Consider the following 14,095-nt stretch of genomic DNA (forward strand, 5'->3'; position numbering starts at 1 on the left):
TGAGTGGGCACGCCGCCGGACCTGCGTCGGTCGGAGCGGGCCCGGCACGGTCCGTGAAAGACTGCTCGCTATGGCCACTGCAGATTCCGGAGACGTCCTGCCGCACCTGCGCACCGAGGCCATCCGCGCCGTCGTCGGGCCCACCAGTGCGGACCGCGGCTTCGCCGTGGCCGCGTCGGGTGCCGTGGGGCGCCTGCGCTATGACGCCGCCACCGGCCGTCTGAGCGCCTCCGTCCAGGGCACCGCGCCCAGCCCCTACCGGGTGCAGGTGCAGCTGCAGGAGGCCTACGACGACGCCGCCGAGGACGGCGCCGGCGCCCTCATGGAGCCGGTGGGCGGGCGCTGCACGTGCCCGGTCGGGACGGACTGCAAGCACGTGGCCGCCGCGCTCTACCAGGTGGTCCGCCTCGACGCCGACCAGGCCCTCGACGACGCCCGCCGCAAGCTCGCCGAGATGGTCACCACGGCGGACGCGCTGCCCGCGCCCGCCGGCCGGGGCCACGACGGCGGCGGCCCGGCCGGCCTCGACGCCCCGGCCGCGGACGGGGCGGCACCCCCACCCCCTGCCGGCCTGGACTGGCGACGGGTCATGGAGCCGCTGGCCGGACTCCACGGCCCGCGCCGGGTGGGCACGCCGCCCGCGCTGGCGATCGGCGTGGAGCTCGTGGCCGAGTCCTCCCGCAACGCGTTCCAGCAGTGGGGCCCGGCGACCGCCGGGGAGGAGCAGGTGCGCGAGGGCCGCCCGCTGTACGTGACCGTGCGCCCGCTCAAGCGCGGGGCCAAGGGGACGTGGATCAAGGGCGGGCTGACGTGGAAGGCGTTCCAGTTCCCGCGCGCCGAGTTCGCCCCCGCCCAGGAGCGGGCGATGCGCCTGATCTGGCGTCAGGTCCAGGCCGAGGACTCCTACCCGGGCGACGCCTGGTTCGGTCTGCACGTCTTCGACTCCCCGCGGATCTGGCAGCTGCTCGCGGAGGCCCGCGAGGTCGGGGTGGAGCTCGTGCCGCTGGGGCTGCTGACGGACGTGGTGCTGGAGGCGCCCGTCGCCGTCGGGCTGGACGTCACCCGCGCCCCCGACGGCGGTCTGGACGTGGCCCCGTCCCTGGACCCGGCCCCGCCCGGCCTCGGGCTGAGCGGTGTGCACGCCGTGGGAGGCATCGGCTTCTACCGCGTGGAGCTCACGGACGAGGAGGCCGTGCTCCACCTGATCCCCGCCGCACGCCCCGTCCCCGAGGCCGTGCAGCAGCTCGTGCTCGCCGGCGGGCCCGTGCGCGTGCCCGCCGCGGACCGCGAGGAGTTCCTCGGCCGGATCTACCCGCGGCTGCGTGGCGCCCTGCCCGTGACCAGCGGCGACGCCTCCGTGGAGCTGCCCGAGTTCGAGCCGCCCGTGCTGCGGCTGCGCGCCGACTTCCGACCCGGCCACGAGCTCGTGCTGCGCTGGTCCTGGCTCTACTTCGACCCGCCCCGCGAACTCGGCCTCGACGCCGGCGGCGACCCCCTGCGGGACACCCGGCACGAGGACGCGGTGCTGCGCGCCGTGGCCGAGCTCTGGCCGCGCGCCGGCCGTGCGGAGGAGCAGGTCCTCGAGGGCGTGGGCGCCGCCCGGTTCTCCGAGCAGGTGCTGCCGCTGCTGCAGCGCGCGGACCACGTGCGCGTGGACGTCACCGGCGACCGCCCCGACTACCGCGAGCTGAAGGCCGCCCCGCGCATCGAGGTCGGCACGAAGGCCACGCAGAACGACTGGTTCGACCTCGGCGTGCAGGTCTCCGTGGACGGGCACGTGCTGCCGTTCGTGGAGCTGTTCACCGCGCTCGTGCAGGGCAGGACCACGCTGATCCTCGCGGACGGCTCCTACCTGGGCCTCGACCACCCCGCCTTCGACCGGCTGCGCGCCCTGCTCTCCGAGGCCGCCACCCTGCAGGAGTGGACCCCGGAGCACACCCCCGTCTCACGGCACCAGGTCGGCTTCTGGGAGGACCTCAAGGAGCTCGCGGACGAGGTGGACGAGGACCCGGAGTGGACCGCCGCCGTCGGGCGTCTGGCCGCCGTCGAGCGCCTCCCCGAGGCCCCGCGCCCCGCCGGCCTGAAGGCCGACCTGCGCCCCTACCAGGAGGAGGGCCTGCGCTGGCTCGCGTTCCTGTGGGAGCAGGACCTCGGCGGGATCCTGGCCGACGACATGGGCCTGGGCAAGACCGTCCAGACCCTCGCGCTCTTCGCCCACGCGCGCCAGGCCCGGCCCGAGCGGCCGCCGTTCCTCGTGGTCGCGCCGAGCTCCGTGGTGTCCGTGTGGGCGGCCGAGGCCGAGAAGTTCACCCCGGACCTCGACGTGCGCGTCCTGGACACCACCACCCGCAAGCGCGGCACCGCCGTGGCGGACGAGGTGGCGGGGGCGGACGTGGTGGTCACCAGCTACACGCTCCTGAGGATCGACGCCGGCCAGTACGGCGGACTCGACTGGGGCGGGGTGGTCTTCGACGAGGCACAGTTCCTGAAGAACCGCGCCGCGAAGGTGCACACGGTGGCCCGCGACCTGCGCGCCCCCTTCCGGCTGGCCATCACCGGCACGCCGATGGAGAACTCCCTCAGCGACCTGTGGGCGCTGCTGGGCGTCGTCGTGCCGGGCCTGTTCCCGAGCCACCGCCGGTTCCGCGAGACCTACGTGACCCCCATCGAGACCGGGGGGGACCCCGAGCGGATGGCGGCCCTGCGCCGCCGCGTGCGCCCGTTCATGCTGCGCCGCTCCAAGGAGCTCGTGGCGAAGGACCTGCCGTCCAAGCAGGAGCAGATCCTCCAGGTGGAGCTCGAGCCGGCCCACCGCAAGCTCTACGACCGCGTGCTCCAGCGCGAGCGCCGCAAGGTGTTGGGCCTGCTCGGGGACATGGACGGCAACCGGTTCACCATCTTCACGTCGCTCACGCTGCTGCGGATGCTCGCGCTGGCGCCGCAGATCGTTGACGACCAGTACGCCTCCGTGCCCAGCTCGAAGCTCGAGCGGTTCCTCGACGACCTCACCGAGGTGATCGGCGAGGGGCACCGCGTGATCGTGTTCAGCCAGTTCACGAGCTTCCTGCGGGTGATCGCCGAGGAGCTGGACCACCTGGAGATCGAGCACGCGTACCTCGACGGCTCCACGCGCGGGCGCGCCGACGTGATCCGCGGCTTCCGCGAGGGCGAGGCGCCGGTGTTCCTGATCTCCCTGAAGGCGGGCGGCTTCGGCCTGACCCTGACCGAGGCGGACTACGTGTTCCTCATGGATCCGTGGTGGAACCCCGCTGCGGAGGCGCAGGCCGTGGACCGGGCGCACCGGATCGGGCAGGAGCGGACCGTGATGGTCTACCGGCTCGTGTCCGAGGGGACGATCGAGGAGAAGGTGCTCGAGCTGCAGCGGCGCAAGGCCGAGCTGTTCGGCGCGCTCATGGACGAGTCCGACGACTCCGGAGCCGGCGCCTTCACCGACTCCCTCACCGCCGAGGACATCCGGGAGATGCTCGGCGCCGAGGAGTGAGGGCCGCGCGAGGCGCGCCGGACGTTTTCGTTCGGGAAACGGCGGCGTGTCGCGACGTTTTCGTTCGGGAAACGGCGGCCCGCCCGCCCGTTTCGTCAACGAAAGTCGTCCCCGGGGCGCCGTTTCCCGAACGAAAGCGGGGGGTAGCCTCGGGCCATGCGTCGCCCGTCCCGTTCCAGCACCGCCACCCCCGCCTTCGCGCCGTCCGCCCGGTCTCAGGTGCCACCGTTCACGGTGATGAGCATCCTCGGCCGGGTCGCCGAACTCCGTGCCGCCGGCCACGACGTCGTCAGCCTGTGCGCGGGGGAGCCGGGCGGGGGCGCCCCGCCCGCCGTCGACGCCGCGGCCGCCGCCGTCCACGCCTCCGGCCGTGCCCTCACCTACACCCCGGCGCTGGGCCTGCCGGAGCTGCGGGCCGCCGTCGCCGGCCACTACCGCCGCTGGTACGGGCTCGACGTGCGCCCCGAGCAGGTCGCGATCACCACGGGCTCCTCGGGGGCGTTCATGCTCGGCTTCCTCGCGGCGTTCCCCCCGGGGGACCGCGTGCTCCTGCCGCGCCCCGGCTATCCGGCGTACCGCAACATCCTCACGGCGCTCGGGGTGGAGGTGGTGGACGTGGACGTCGACGCCGGCACCCGCTACCAGCCCACGGTCGCCCACCTGGAGGCGGCGCTCGCGGAGGGCCCGGTCGCGGGGCTCGTGCTCGCCTCCCCGGCCAATCCCACGGGCACGATGGTCAGCGCCGCCGAGCTCGCCGAACTCGCCCGCTGGTGCGAGGAACGCGGTGTGCGGCTCGTCTCGGACGAGATCTACCACGGCATCGTGCACACGGACGGGGAGGGGCTCGGCGCCTGCGCATGGCGCACCTCCCGCACCGCGCTCGTGGTCAGCTCGTTCTCCAAGTACTGGGGCATGCCCGGCTGGCGGCTGGGCTGGATGCTCATGCCGGACGACCTCGCCGCCGCGGTCGACGGCCTCGCCGGCTCGGTCGCCCTCTGCCCGCCCGCCGCGGCCCAGGAGGCGGCCGTCCACGCGTTCAGCGAGGAGTCCTACGCGTTCTGTGCCGAGCAGGCCGGCGGCTTCACGGCGACGCGCGGCGTCGTGCTGGCCGCCCTGCCCCGGCTCGGCTGGGCCGACGCCGCCCCCGCCGACGGCGCCTTCTACCTCTGGGCCCGTCTCGCCCCGGGCATGCTGGCGGAGTTCGGCAGCGCCGTCGGCTACTGCGCCGCCCTGCTGGAGGAGGCCGGCGTCGCGCTGACCCCCGGCGACGACTTCGACGCCGTCCACGGGCCCGAGTCCGTCCGGCTCTCCTTCGCCGCCGGCCCGGACGCCGTCCACGAGGCGCTCGAGCGGATCGCCGCCTGGCATGCGGCGCGCGGCCTGGCCTGACGGGCTCCGCCGCGCGCCGCACCGCCCGACGCCTCAGCCGCCCAGCCGGTAGTGGCGCCCGAGCGGCGTGCCGTTGACGGCCCGGTCGCCGCGTCGAGGGCGTCACGTGCCGGTTCCCGCGACGGGGGCGCGCCGTCGGCGCCGCCGAGATGCCGGGGCGGGGTCCACCGCAGTATTGCGAACCATCCGCAACAGTCCTTATTGTGAATCAGTCGCATCTTCTCGCCCTCGTGAAAGGCTCCCCGTGTCCCACTTCGCCCCGCAGCGCCGTTCCACGCGCACCGCCACCTTCTCCGCCACCCTCGCCGCCGCGGCCATCGCCCTGACGGCGTGCGGCGCGGACGCCGACCCGTCCGGCCCGACGTCGGCACCCGCCTCCGCCGCGGGCGGCGCCCAGTCGCCGGCGGGTGAGGCGACGGCGGCCTCCTCCGTCTCCGCGGAGGACCGCGTCGACCCGACCCAGACCACCGAGGTCTCCGCGGTGACGCCGCGCATCCTGCTCTCGCACGAGGACGGGCTCACGCTGCTCGACGCCGAGTCCGGTGAGGTGGTGAAGGAGCAGGACATCACGGGCTTCACGCGGCTGAGCAACGCCGGCAACGGCAAGGACGTCCTGGTGACCACCGGGAAGGGCTGGGAGGTGTTCTCCACCGGCATCCAGACCAAGGCCCACGGCGATCACGTCCACAACTACGAGTCCGCACCCGGCATGACCGGCGTGACGTTCCCGGGTGAGCACCCCGGCCACGTCGTCACCCACAACGGCAAGACCACCCTCTTCGCGGACGGCACGGGCGCGATCCGGACCTTCGACTCGACCCACCTGGACAAGGCGACCCCGGACCTCATGCCCGTCATGACGGAGGCCGAGACCGAGGACCCGCACCACGGCGTGGCGCTCGAGCTCTCCGACGGCACCCTCTTCACCACGCAGGGCACCGAGGACTCCCGGAACACGCTCCAGGAGATCGACCCGAAGACCGGCGAGGTCACGGCCGAGACCGACGACTGCCCCGGCAGCCACGGCGAGGCCGCGGCCCAGCCGACGGAGGCGGGCGACGTCGTCGTGATGGGATGCGAGAACGGGCCCGTCGTGTACCGGGACGGCGAGTTCCACAAGGTGGAGGTCGAGACCGAGTACCAGCGCTCCGGGAACCTGTTCGGGCTGCACGACTCGCCCATCGTCCTGGGTGATCACAAGGTCGAGGAGGAGCCGACGGAGGCCGTCGAGCGGCCCACGGGGATCGCCCTCATCGACACCCGCACCGATGAGCTCACCACCGTGGACCTCGGCTCGTCCTACTGGTTCCGCTCGCTCGGCCGCGCTGAGGACGGCGCCGCGGTCGTGCTGACCTACGACGGCGAGGTCAACGTGATCGACGAGGAGACCGGTGAGGTCACCGCCGAGTACCCGGTGATCGAGCCGTGGAAGGAGAAGGACGAGTGGCAGGAGCCCGGCCCGATCCTGAAGGTCGCCGGGAACACCGCCTACGTCACCGACGCGGAGGCCCAGAAGCTCGTGGCCGTCGACCTGGAGACCGGTGAGACCGTCCTGGAGAAGGACCTGGAGTTCGCCCCGGTTGAGATGGCCGTGGTCACCGGCGAGCCCGAGTCCGTGAAGCCCGAGGAGGGCGCGCACGGTGACGAGGACCACGACGACGACGGCCACGAGGGCCACGACCACGGCGCCGAGCCCTCGGAGGGCCACGAGGGGCACGACCATTGATCGTGTGACGAGACTCCGGCCGGGCGCCCTTCGTGGGGAGGGGTGCCCGGTCGGCGGCCGGGGGCGTCGTGGGGACGCTGACGGCCAGGGCCGGCACCTGCCGCCGGCCCGTGGATGGAGGAGGGCGGGGTCGCGTCGTGGGGACGCGGCCCCGCCCGCCTGTCCGCAGGCCCCGCTCCGGGAGGGCCTGCCGGATCCAGGAGGGCCTGCCGGAGAGGATGCCCCGGGGATGGTGGGGTCAGTCGGCCACCGGATCGTGGTCCGTGATCACGCTCAGGCGGTACCGGGTGCCCTCGGGGACCTCGGCGCTCACCACCAGGTCCTCCGCGTCCGACTCCGGCACCATGACGACGTATCCGCCGCAGCGGTCCGACCACCCCAGGGGTTGGTAGGCGGCGAAGCCGTCCGCCCCGAGGATGCCCACCGAGGACGGGCCGGCGTCCGGGTCGTCGCACAGCAGCATCAGGCGCAGGGTGCCCTCGGGGCGTTCGCCGCCCATCGCCGCGCCCCCTCCCCGGGGGTCTGGAGGCCCTGCAGCTCGGAGGCGATCACGTTGACGTCCGTCGTGGGCGTGCCGGGCAGCTCGACGCCCTCCAGGGCCCGGGCCAGGGGGTCCTCCGTCGGACTGCCCGCCCGGTGCGTGACGGCGGCCTCCGGGAGGGCGGCGAGGAAGCCCTCGCTCAACGGCAGAGCCCCGTTCCTGGCGGGATCGGCGCCCTCGGGCACGAACCCGGCACCGGCGGTGGAGCCGCCGCCCGAACCCTGCGTGGCGCTCCCGGAGGCCGGCGCCGGAGTGCTCGGCGCCGTGGTGCCGGAGGCTGGCCCGCCCGCGGACGGCGTGGTGGTCTCGGACGTGCTCGACGGGGACGGCGTCGTGTCGGAGGACGCCGCAGGGGAGGGTGTGGTGCCGGACGCCGTCGCTGGGCCCCCGCCGCCGGAGCAGCCGGCGAGCGTGAGGGCCAGGGTCAGGGCCGCCGTCGTGGCCGGGAGGGCATGGCGGGCGGAGCGGAAGGAAGGGGGTGAGGGGGTCATGGCGGACCTCCGTCGGTCGGGGGAGCCCGTGCTCCCGGACGCCGGCCCGACCGGTCGTCGTGCAGTGCGTGAGGGGAGACTATGCATCGCATGGGTCCCCGTCTAGCCCCCGGTGTGAGGGACGCCGGATGTGCGCTTCGCGCGCGGCGGGGAGGAGTCCTCAGGCGGCCGGTGCCTGACCCCGCACCTGCCGCAGCGCCTCGGGGGCGACCGCCGCGGCCCAGTCCTCGTAGCCGGCGCCGTTGGGGTGGAACAGGTCCCGGGCCAGGCGGTTGACCTGGTGCCTCAGATTCCGCCGCCACGTGGCCGCGTGCACGTCCGCCACGCCGAGGCCGTGCCGGGCGGCCACCCGCCGCACCACCGTGTTCGCCCGGCGCACGCGAGCCTCGAACGGCGGGATGCGGAACGTCGGGACCAGGCCCAGCGTGGCGCCGGCGGGCAGGGCGCGGGCGATCGCCTCGAGGGGCTCCTCGAAGGCGGCCTCGCGGAACCGCCAAGCCCAGGTGACGTCGTTGCCGCCGACGACGCACGTCACCGCGTCCACCCCGCTCGCCGGCATGAGGGGCAGCTGGTCGGCGAGCACGTCCTTCGCCATGGCCCCGCTGACGGCGAGGTTCACCACCCGCACGGGCCGGCCGGTCTCGGCGGCCACCCGCTCGGCCACCTGGGCCACGTACGTGCGCTCCACGCTCTCGGCCCCGATCCCGACGGCGGCCGAGTCGCCCAGCACCACCCACGTGAGCGCGTCGGGGTCCGCGCGGGCGGCGAGGGCGTGCCAGTGGGCGCGGTAGTCGGCGTCGTGCTGGGCCTGCCAGCCGGAGGGGGAGGGCATGCGCGCCAGGCTACCGGCGCCCTGACGTGCGGACACGCGGGAGGGCCTCGACTCGGGCCACCTCATGGGCCAGGATCCGGCCATGACGTTCCTCCGGGCCGTGGGCCGCTTCTACGGACGCTACGCGCAGTTCGGCGGCCGGGCCGGGCGCGCCGAGTTCTGGTGGGTGGTGCTGTACCTGTCCCTCGCGTCCCTCGGCATCACCCTCCTGTTCGGGGCCCTCGGGGCGGACACGACGACGGCCACCCCCTCCGCCGTCGTGTTCCCCGGCTTCGCGGTCAGCGGTCTCAGCGTCCCCGCCGTCGACTCGATGACCGAGGCCTACCAGGCCTTCTCGGGGGTCTGGGGCCTGCTCCATCTGGTGCCCGCCTGGGCGCTGACGGCCCGGCGCCTGCACGACGCCGGGCTCAGCCGCGCCTGGCTGCTCCTGGCGCTGCTGCCCGTGCTCGGTGCGATCGCCCTGCTGGTGATGGTGCTCCAGCCCTCGGATCCGCGGGTGGCCGCGGAGGCCGCCGCGCCGAGCGGTCAGTCGTCGACGACCTGAACGTCCACGCGGATGTTGCCGCGGGTGGCGTTGGAGTAGGGGCAGACCTGGTGGGCGGCGTCGGCGAGCTGCTGCGCCTCGTCCTGGGGCAGGTCCGGGATGACGACCTCGAGGGTGACGGCCAGGCCGAAGCCCTCGCCGGCCTTGCCGATCGAGACGCGGGCGCCCACGGAGGAGTCGCCGAGCTTCTTCTTGGCCTGGCGGGCGACGCTCTGCAGGGCGGAGTGGAAGCACGCGGCGTAGCCGGCGGCGAAGAGCTGCTCGGGGTTGGCGCCGTCGCCGCTGCCGCCCATCTCGGCGGGGATCGCCAGGTCCATGTCGACGCGGCCGTCCGCGGTCCGGACGTGGCCGTTGCGGCCGCCGCCCGTGGCGATGGCCTCGGTGGTGTAGAGGGGCTCGATCTCGATCACGGTGTGCTCCTTGACGGTGTCTGGCCCGGGGTGCCGGGGGCCGCTCGACGGCGGCCACGGTCCAAGGTAGTCCGCGATCAGGTTGTGTGCAATCCAGTTGTCTGCGGGGTAGGTTGTCCGGGTGGACGTCACCCCCCTCGACCTCGACCGCCAGCTGTGCTTCTCCCTCTACCGCGCCAGCCGGGCGGTGACCCGCGCCTACCGGCCCCTGCTCGAGGAGCTGGGCCTCACCTACCCCCAGTACCTCGTGATGCTGGTGCTCTGGCAGGAGGACGGGCCGGTGGGCGTGAACGACATCGGCGCGCGCCTGGGACTCGACAGCGGCACCCTCACCCCGCTGCTGCGCCGCCTCGACCACGCCGGCCTGGTCACCCGTGCCCGCAGCGCCGACGACGAGCGGCGTCGCCTCATCTCCCTCGCCCCCGCCGGCCGGGACCTGCGCGAGGCCGCCGCCGACATCCCCGCACGCATGGCCGACCTCTACCCCGGGCCGGCCGGACAGCGGGAGGAGCTCAAGGCCTTCCTGGACGAGCTGGCCGCGGGACTCGACTGAGCCGGGGCGCGGGCGGGGGCGCAGGATCCCCGCGACCGCCTGCTGTGCTCAGGACCGCGTCATGAGGACGCGGTCCTGAGCACATCGAGCGGTCTTCTCAGGACGCCGCCCGGGCCACCACACCGCCCCGCCCCGACCGCACCGGCGCGGTGCGGCGGTACCAGTCCAGGCAGAAGACGGCGATCAGCACGAGGTCGATCCAGTCGCCGCCGTAGTACATGAGCTGGGCGCCGGCCTGGGCCTCCGCCACGCCCACGCCCGCCGGCGGATGCGCGTAGACGTGCTTGGAGAGGATCGCGTGCAGCGCGAGGAACGCCACGAGCACACCTGCCCGCAGCGGGTGTCCGTGCGGGTGCGGTGCCGGGTCCACCTGCAGGATCGCGGCGGTGAACACCCACCCGGCCAGCAGCACGTGCACGTGCACCAGCAGATGCCCCACCGCGGAGGCATGCATCCAGGCGTGCAGGGGTGTGGTGTAGAGCAGCCACAGCCCGCCGATGTTCAGCAGCCCCGCCACCACCGGGTGCGAGACCACCCGCACGTACGGCGTGGACAGCACCCGGGACAGCCGCCGCGCCCACGCCACGGGCAGGCCCCGCAGGGCCACGGTCACCGGCGCGGACAGCACCAGCAGCAGCGGGGCGAGCATGCCCAGCAGCAGGTGCCCCCACATGTGGGCCGTGAAGTCGTGGTGGCCGAGCACCCCCAGCGGTCCCACCGCCACGACGCCGGCCACCACCCCCGCGGCCGCGCTCAGGGTGCGCGCGTCGGACCAGGCGCGGCCCCGGCGTCGTCCGGCGCGGACCAGCGCCGCATAGGCGACCAGGAACAGCAGGAGTCCGCCGCCGATGACGACGCCGGCCAGCGGGAACGGGGCGCTCGCCGCCTGGGCGCCGAGCTCCGCCCCGATCCCGCCGGGGTGCTCATGCACGGGCGGCCGCCCGGCGGGAGCCGCGCCGCCACGCCAGGGTGCCGATCACGAGGAAGGCGATCGCAATGGCCATCCACACGAGGTCGTACACGAGGATGTCGTCCACGGGCGCGTACGGGCCGGTGCCCTGCAGCTCCGTGGGGATGACCTCGTACCGGATCTGGTGGATCCTCATGAGCTTGTGCTGGACGGTGCCGTCCCACGCCTGGAACGCGCCCGCGCCGATCAGCACCGCCGGCCACCACCGGCCGACGCCGGGGCCGCCGCGGCGTCGCACGTCCGCGAAGAGGAACAGCCCGGCCACGGCGGCGAACCAGCCGAAGGCGTGGAAGAGTCCGTCGGAGACCAGGCCGACGGCCGCGGTGGACAGGTCGTAGAAGTGGTGCCAGTGCAGGAGCTGGTGCAGGACGACCTCGTCGACGAAGGCGGCCACGCCCACCCCGAAGAGGATCCCGGACAGCAGCAGGCGGCGGTGGAGGTCGGGGGCGGGGCGGCCGACGGGCCGAGCCGTGACGGAGGGGGAGGCCATGGCGCCCACGCTAGCGGCAGTTCCCAGCGAATGCCCAGGTCACGGGCGTCATCCACGCACCGGCCGCAGTGGCGGTCCCGTGAGGCGATGATGGTGCCCATGGCCGCCCACTCCTTCGCCCTCGTGCCCTCCTCCTACGTCCTCTTGCTGCGGGGACGGGAGGTGCTGCTGCAGCGCCGGCATCACACCGGGTACATGGACGGGTTCTGGGTGGCGGGCGCCGCCGGGCACGTGGAGCCGGGGGAGGCGGCCCGGCAGGGGGCGGTCCGGGAGACGGCGGAGGAGCTCGGCGTCGAGATCGAGCCTGCTGCCCTCGAGCTGCTGACCGTCATGCAGCGCACGGACGGCACGGACACCCCGCGCGAGCAGCGCGTGGACTGGTTCTGGGCCTGCCGGTCCTGGGCGGGTGAGCCGCGGATCTGCGAGCCCGGCAAGGCCCCCCACCTGGAGTGGTTCCCCCTGGATTCGTTGCCGAGCCCGATTCCGGACTACGAGCGGCTCGTGCTGGAGGGCCTGCGCGACGGCGACCTCACCCCGGACACGGCGGTCGGGTTCGGGGGCTGAGGGGCATAGGGGCTCGCCGTCCACCGCCCGGTCAGTCCCGCACCGCCTCCACCACCATGAGCGGGTGCTCGGCGGGGTCGAAGGCCGTGCGGTGCCAGTCTCCGGAGAGCCGTTCCACCCGCAGCCCCGCTGCGGCCAGGTCCGCGCGCACCTGCTCCGCGGAGCGGAACTGCAGGTGCTGGTCCACCTCGGACACCTCCCCGGAGTCGAGGAACTCGGTGCGCACGCGCATCGTCACCACCCCGTGCCGGTCCGGGGCGGAGGTGCGCTCCGACTCGAGGACCCGCCCGGCCGGCATCGTGCGCTCCGTGGGGTCCTGCTGCCAGCCCTCCCACGCGCGCCGGACGGGGTTGCGCGTCTCGAAGACCAGGCGGCCGCCGGGCACGAGCCCCGCACCGATGCGCCGCAGCGACGCGTGCCAGTCGTCGTCGACCAGGTGCATGGCCACGTTGCCGCTCATCACCACCAGGTCGGCGGAGTCCGGCGCGATCAGCCCCGCATCCCCGTGTCGCCACTCGACGCCGTCCCCGCCCGGGCGCGCGCGGGCCGCCGCGAGCATGGCCTCGGCCGGGTCGATCCCGACAACGTCCCGCCCCGGGCCCGCGAGCGTCACCGTCAGGATGCCGGTGCCGCAGCCGAGGTCGACGATGCGGGTGCTGGCCCGCGCGGCCGAGACCTCGTCCGCGACCCGGCGGAAGAACGCGTGGTCCTCGCCCGCGGGGTTGTCCACGTCGTAGATCGCGGCGAGGCGGGCGTCGTCGTAGGTGCGCCGGTTGGCCTCGGCGCGGGAGGGGGCGTCGGTCATGCGCGCAGTCTGTCACCCGGGGCGGGCGCCCCCTGCCGCAGGGCCTGCCCCGCCACGATCAGCAGCATCGCCGCGCCGGCCGCCGCGGCCCCGGCCGGTCCCGCGGCGGGCACGCGGAGCATCGCCGCCAGGGCGCCGACCAGGCCCAGGACCAGCATCGACCCGCCGATCCACCGGAACACCGGCGCGCCGAACGCGCGCGCGAACGGCAGGAAGTGCGCGCCCACCACGGCCGCCACCAGGGCGATCTGCGCCGTCGGCGCGTCTGCGGCCCGGGCCACCAGACGGGTCACCGGGAACAGCAGCAGCATCACGACGACGGCGGCCCCGTAAACCCGCAGCGCCCCGGGCGCCGGGGGCGGCAGGGCGGGCAGGGTCCGGCGGCGGAGCAGGACCGCCGCGAGGGCGAAGACGGCGAGGGCGACCGCCGCACTGCGGAGCATGCTCTGAGCGTCGCCGGGCAACCCGGCGATCCCGGCGAGCAGGAAGGCCATGCCGCCGACCACCCCGATCAGCCCGCCGAAGACCACCGGATGACCCGCCCGGCTGATCCCGCGGACGCGCTGGCCGTCCACGATCTGCCTGTGAGCGTTGCCTGTGTGCACCTGTGTCATCGTTCCCCTCCTGCTGTGTGCGACCGGGGCCATCGTGTCACGGCCGTTAGCCTCCTCCCATGCCCTCCGCCTCGATCGACCACGTGCGGCAGGCCCGCCGCGTCCTGTTCCACGGGGTCACGGGGGCCGGGAAGTCCACCGCGGCCGTGCGGCTCGGCGCTGTGCTCGGCCTGCCGGTCACCCTCGTGGACGAGGAGTTCGGCTGGCTGCCGGGCTGGGTCCCGCGGCCGGAGGCCGAGCAGACCGCCCTGGCGGACTCGGTCACGGCGGGGGAGGCCTGGGTGCTGGACTCCGCCTACGGCTTCTACCGGCCGATGGTCATGAAGCGGACCGACGTCGTCATCGCCCTGGACTACTCGCGGGCCCGGACCTTCACGCGCCTGGTGCGGCGCACGATCCGCCGGGTGGTGGGGCAGGGGGAGATGTGCAACGGCAACCGCGAGTCCTGGCGTCGGGTGCTCGGGGAGGAGTCGATCCTGCGCTGGCACGCCGCCACGTTCGACCGCAAGCGGGCATGGGCCCGGGAGCGGGAGGCCGCGGCGGAGGGGGCGCCGGTGCTGCGCCTGAGCACGCCGCGGCAGTGGGAGTGGGTGCTGGCCCGGCTGGAGGGCAGGCGGCAGGCTCCCTGAAGCACGCTGCTCCTCCGGACCTCACGTCGTGCTCA

General features: G+C 74.6%; 15 protein-coding genes. 7 read left to right on the forward strand and 8 right to left on the reverse strand.

Annotated elements, in window-relative coordinates; all coding sequences use genetic code 11:
• Positions 1-70 precede the first annotated feature (70 nt).
• The 3 genes from ACFI33_RS08480 to ACFI33_RS08490 all read left to right on the forward strand — a co-directional run bounded on the left by ACFI33_RS08480 (position 71) and on the right by ACFI33_RS08490 (position 6,617).
• On the forward strand, positions 71-3,502 hold the full coding sequence (locus tag ACFI33_RS08480) for a DEAD/DEAH box helicase (RefSeq protein ID WP_250202951.1): 3,432 nt from the start codon (positions 71-73) through the stop codon (positions 3,500-3,502).
• A 156-nt stretch (positions 3,503-3,658) separates the two neighbouring features.
• Positions 3,659-4,891 (forward strand): aminotransferase class I/II-fold pyridoxal phosphate-dependent enzyme, encoded by a 1,233-nt coding sequence (locus ACFI33_RS08485; protein ID WP_170748168.1) that lies wholly within the window; start codon positions 3,659-3,661, stop codon positions 4,889-4,891.
• A gap of 244 nt (positions 4,892-5,135) precedes the next feature.
• Complete coding sequence (locus ACFI33_RS08490) at positions 5,136-6,617, forward strand: hypothetical protein (RefSeq protein ID WP_462623941.1); 1,482 nt, start codon at positions 5,136-5,138, stop codon at positions 6,615-6,617.
• Positions 6,618-6,855: 238 nt separating this feature from the next.
• On the opposite strand, the gene ACFI33_RS08495 is transcribed toward ACFI33_RS08490, so the two are convergent.
• The 3 genes from ACFI33_RS08495 to ACFI33_RS08505 form a co-directional block, all read right to left on the reverse strand.
• A complete protein-coding gene (locus ACFI33_RS08495; RefSeq protein WP_233569903.1) occupies positions 6,856-7,116 on the reverse strand; it encodes a hypothetical protein in 261 nt (86 codons plus the stop codon).
• Positions 7,080-7,649, reverse strand: a complete 570-nt coding sequence (locus ACFI33_RS08500; RefSeq protein WP_233263221.1) for a hypothetical protein — start codon at positions 7,647-7,649, stop codon at positions 7,080-7,082. Before ACFI33_RS08500 ends, ACFI33_RS08495 begins: the two co-directional genes overlap by 37 nt.
• A 160-nt stretch (positions 7,650-7,809) precedes the next feature.
• The gene (locus tag ACFI33_RS08505; protein WP_036341247.1) at positions 7,810-8,481 is read right to left on the reverse strand and encodes an SGNH/GDSL hydrolase family protein; all 672 of its coding nucleotides are present in this window, start codon (positions 8,479-8,481) and stop codon (positions 7,810-7,812) included.
• A gap of 82 nt (positions 8,482-8,563) precedes the next feature.
• Here ACFI33_RS08505 and ACFI33_RS08510 point away from each other — a divergent pair, with 82 nt between their 5' ends.
• Positions 8,564-9,025, forward strand: a complete 462-nt coding sequence (locus ACFI33_RS08510) for a DUF805 domain-containing protein (protein WP_036341245.1) — start codon at positions 8,564-8,566, stop codon at positions 9,023-9,025.
• On the opposite strand, the gene ACFI33_RS08515 is transcribed toward ACFI33_RS08510, so the two are convergent.
• Entirely contained in the window at positions 9,007-9,435 is a 429-nt protein-coding gene (locus ACFI33_RS08515) for an organic hydroperoxide resistance protein (protein WP_036341242.1), read from the reverse strand. The genes ACFI33_RS08510 and ACFI33_RS08515 overlap by 19 nt on opposite strands.
• A gap of 121 nt (positions 9,436-9,556) precedes the next feature.
• On the opposite strand from ACFI33_RS08515, the gene ACFI33_RS08520 reads away from it, so the two are divergent.
• Positions 9,557-9,988 (forward strand): MarR family winged helix-turn-helix transcriptional regulator, encoded by a 432-nt coding sequence (locus ACFI33_RS08520; protein ID WP_012751108.1) that lies wholly within the window; start codon positions 9,557-9,559, stop codon positions 9,986-9,988.
• Between the two features lie 97 nt (positions 9,989-10,085).
• Here the strand turns inward: ACFI33_RS08520 and ACFI33_RS08525 are convergent, their stop codons facing one another.
• Both ACFI33_RS08525 and ACFI33_RS08530 read right to left on the reverse strand, forming a co-directional pair.
• Positions 10,086-10,919: a cytochrome c oxidase assembly protein gene (locus tag ACFI33_RS08525; protein ID WP_010080013.1), complete on the reverse strand. Its 834-nt coding sequence runs from the start codon at positions 10,917-10,919 to the stop codon at positions 10,086-10,088.
• Entirely contained in the window at positions 10,912-11,448 is a 537-nt protein-coding gene (locus ACFI33_RS08530) for a DUF2243 domain-containing protein (RefSeq protein WP_010080014.1), read from the reverse strand. The genes ACFI33_RS08525 and ACFI33_RS08530 overlap by 8 nt, the downstream gene beginning before the upstream one ends.
• Positions 11,449-11,547: 99 nt before the next feature.
• On the opposite strand from ACFI33_RS08530, the gene ACFI33_RS08535 reads away from it, so the two are divergent.
• On the forward strand, positions 11,548-12,012 hold the full coding sequence (locus ACFI33_RS08535) for an NUDIX hydrolase (RefSeq protein WP_036341256.1): 465 nt from the start codon (positions 11,548-11,550) through the stop codon (positions 12,010-12,012).
• Positions 12,013-12,043: 31 nt separating this feature from the next.
• Here ACFI33_RS08535 and ACFI33_RS08540 read toward each other — a convergent pair whose 3' ends face one another.
• Together ACFI33_RS08540 and ACFI33_RS08545 are read right to left on the reverse strand one after the other, a co-directional pair.
• Positions 12,044-12,817, reverse strand: a complete 774-nt coding sequence (locus tag ACFI33_RS08540; protein ID WP_010080016.1) for a class I SAM-dependent methyltransferase — start codon at positions 12,815-12,817, stop codon at positions 12,044-12,046.
• Positions 12,814-13,431: a hypothetical protein gene (locus ACFI33_RS08545; protein WP_036341240.1), complete on the reverse strand. Its 618-nt coding sequence runs from the start codon at positions 13,429-13,431 to the stop codon at positions 12,814-12,816. Before ACFI33_RS08545 ends, ACFI33_RS08540 begins: the two co-directional genes overlap by 4 nt.
• A gap of 59 nt (positions 13,432-13,490) precedes the next feature.
• Between ACFI33_RS08545 and ACFI33_RS08550 the strand changes: the two genes are divergently transcribed.
• A complete protein-coding gene (locus ACFI33_RS08550) occupies positions 13,491-14,060 on the forward strand; it encodes a P-loop NTPase family protein (RefSeq protein WP_049145716.1) in 570 nt (189 codons plus the stop codon).
• The last annotated feature ends 35 nt before the right edge of the window (positions 14,061-14,095 follow it).

This window comes from Micrococcus sp. PSi08 (assembly GCF_054960655.1).

Excerpts from the sequence above, each read along its gene's own strand:
- ACFI33_RS08480 (WP_250202951.1), top strand. The coding sequence starts at position 71 with ATGGCCACTGCAGATTCCGGAGACGTCCTGCCGCACCTGCGCACCGAG.
- ACFI33_RS08485 (WP_170748168.1), top strand. The coding sequence starts at position 3,659 with ATGCGTCGCCCGTCCCGTTCCAGCACCGCCACCCCCGCCTTCGCGCCG.
- ACFI33_RS08495 (WP_233569903.1), bottom strand. The coding sequence starts at position 7,116 with ATGGGCGGCGAACGCCCCGAGGGCACCCTGCGCCTGATGCTGCTGTGC.
- ACFI33_RS08500 (WP_233263221.1), bottom strand. The coding sequence starts at position 7,649 with ATGACCCCCTCACCCCCTTCCTTCCGCTCCGCCCGCCATGCCCTCCCG.
- ACFI33_RS08505 (WP_036341247.1), bottom strand. The coding sequence starts at position 8,481 with ATGCCCTCCCCCTCCGGCTGGCAGGCCCAGCACGACGCCGACTACCGC.
- ACFI33_RS08510 (WP_036341245.1), top strand. The coding sequence starts at position 8,564 with ATGACGTTCCTCCGGGCCGTGGGCCGCTTCTACGGACGCTACGCGCAG.
- ACFI33_RS08530 (WP_010080014.1), bottom strand. The coding sequence starts at position 11,448 with ATGGCCTCCCCCTCCGTCACGGCTCGGCCCGTCGGCCGCCCCGCCCCC.
- ACFI33_RS08535 (WP_036341256.1), top strand. The coding sequence starts at position 11,548 with ATGGCCGCCCACTCCTTCGCCCTCGTGCCCTCCTCCTACGTCCTCTTG.
- ACFI33_RS08540 (WP_010080016.1), bottom strand. The coding sequence starts at position 12,817 with ATGACCGACGCCCCCTCCCGCGCCGAGGCCAACCGGCGCACCTACGAC.
- ACFI33_RS08545 (WP_036341240.1), bottom strand. The coding sequence starts at position 13,431 with ATGACACAGGTGCACACAGGCAACGCTCACAGGCAGATCGTGGACGGC.
- ACFI33_RS08550 (WP_049145716.1), top strand. The coding sequence starts at position 13,491 with ATGCCCTCCGCCTCGATCGACCACGTGCGGCAGGCCCGCCGCGTCCTG.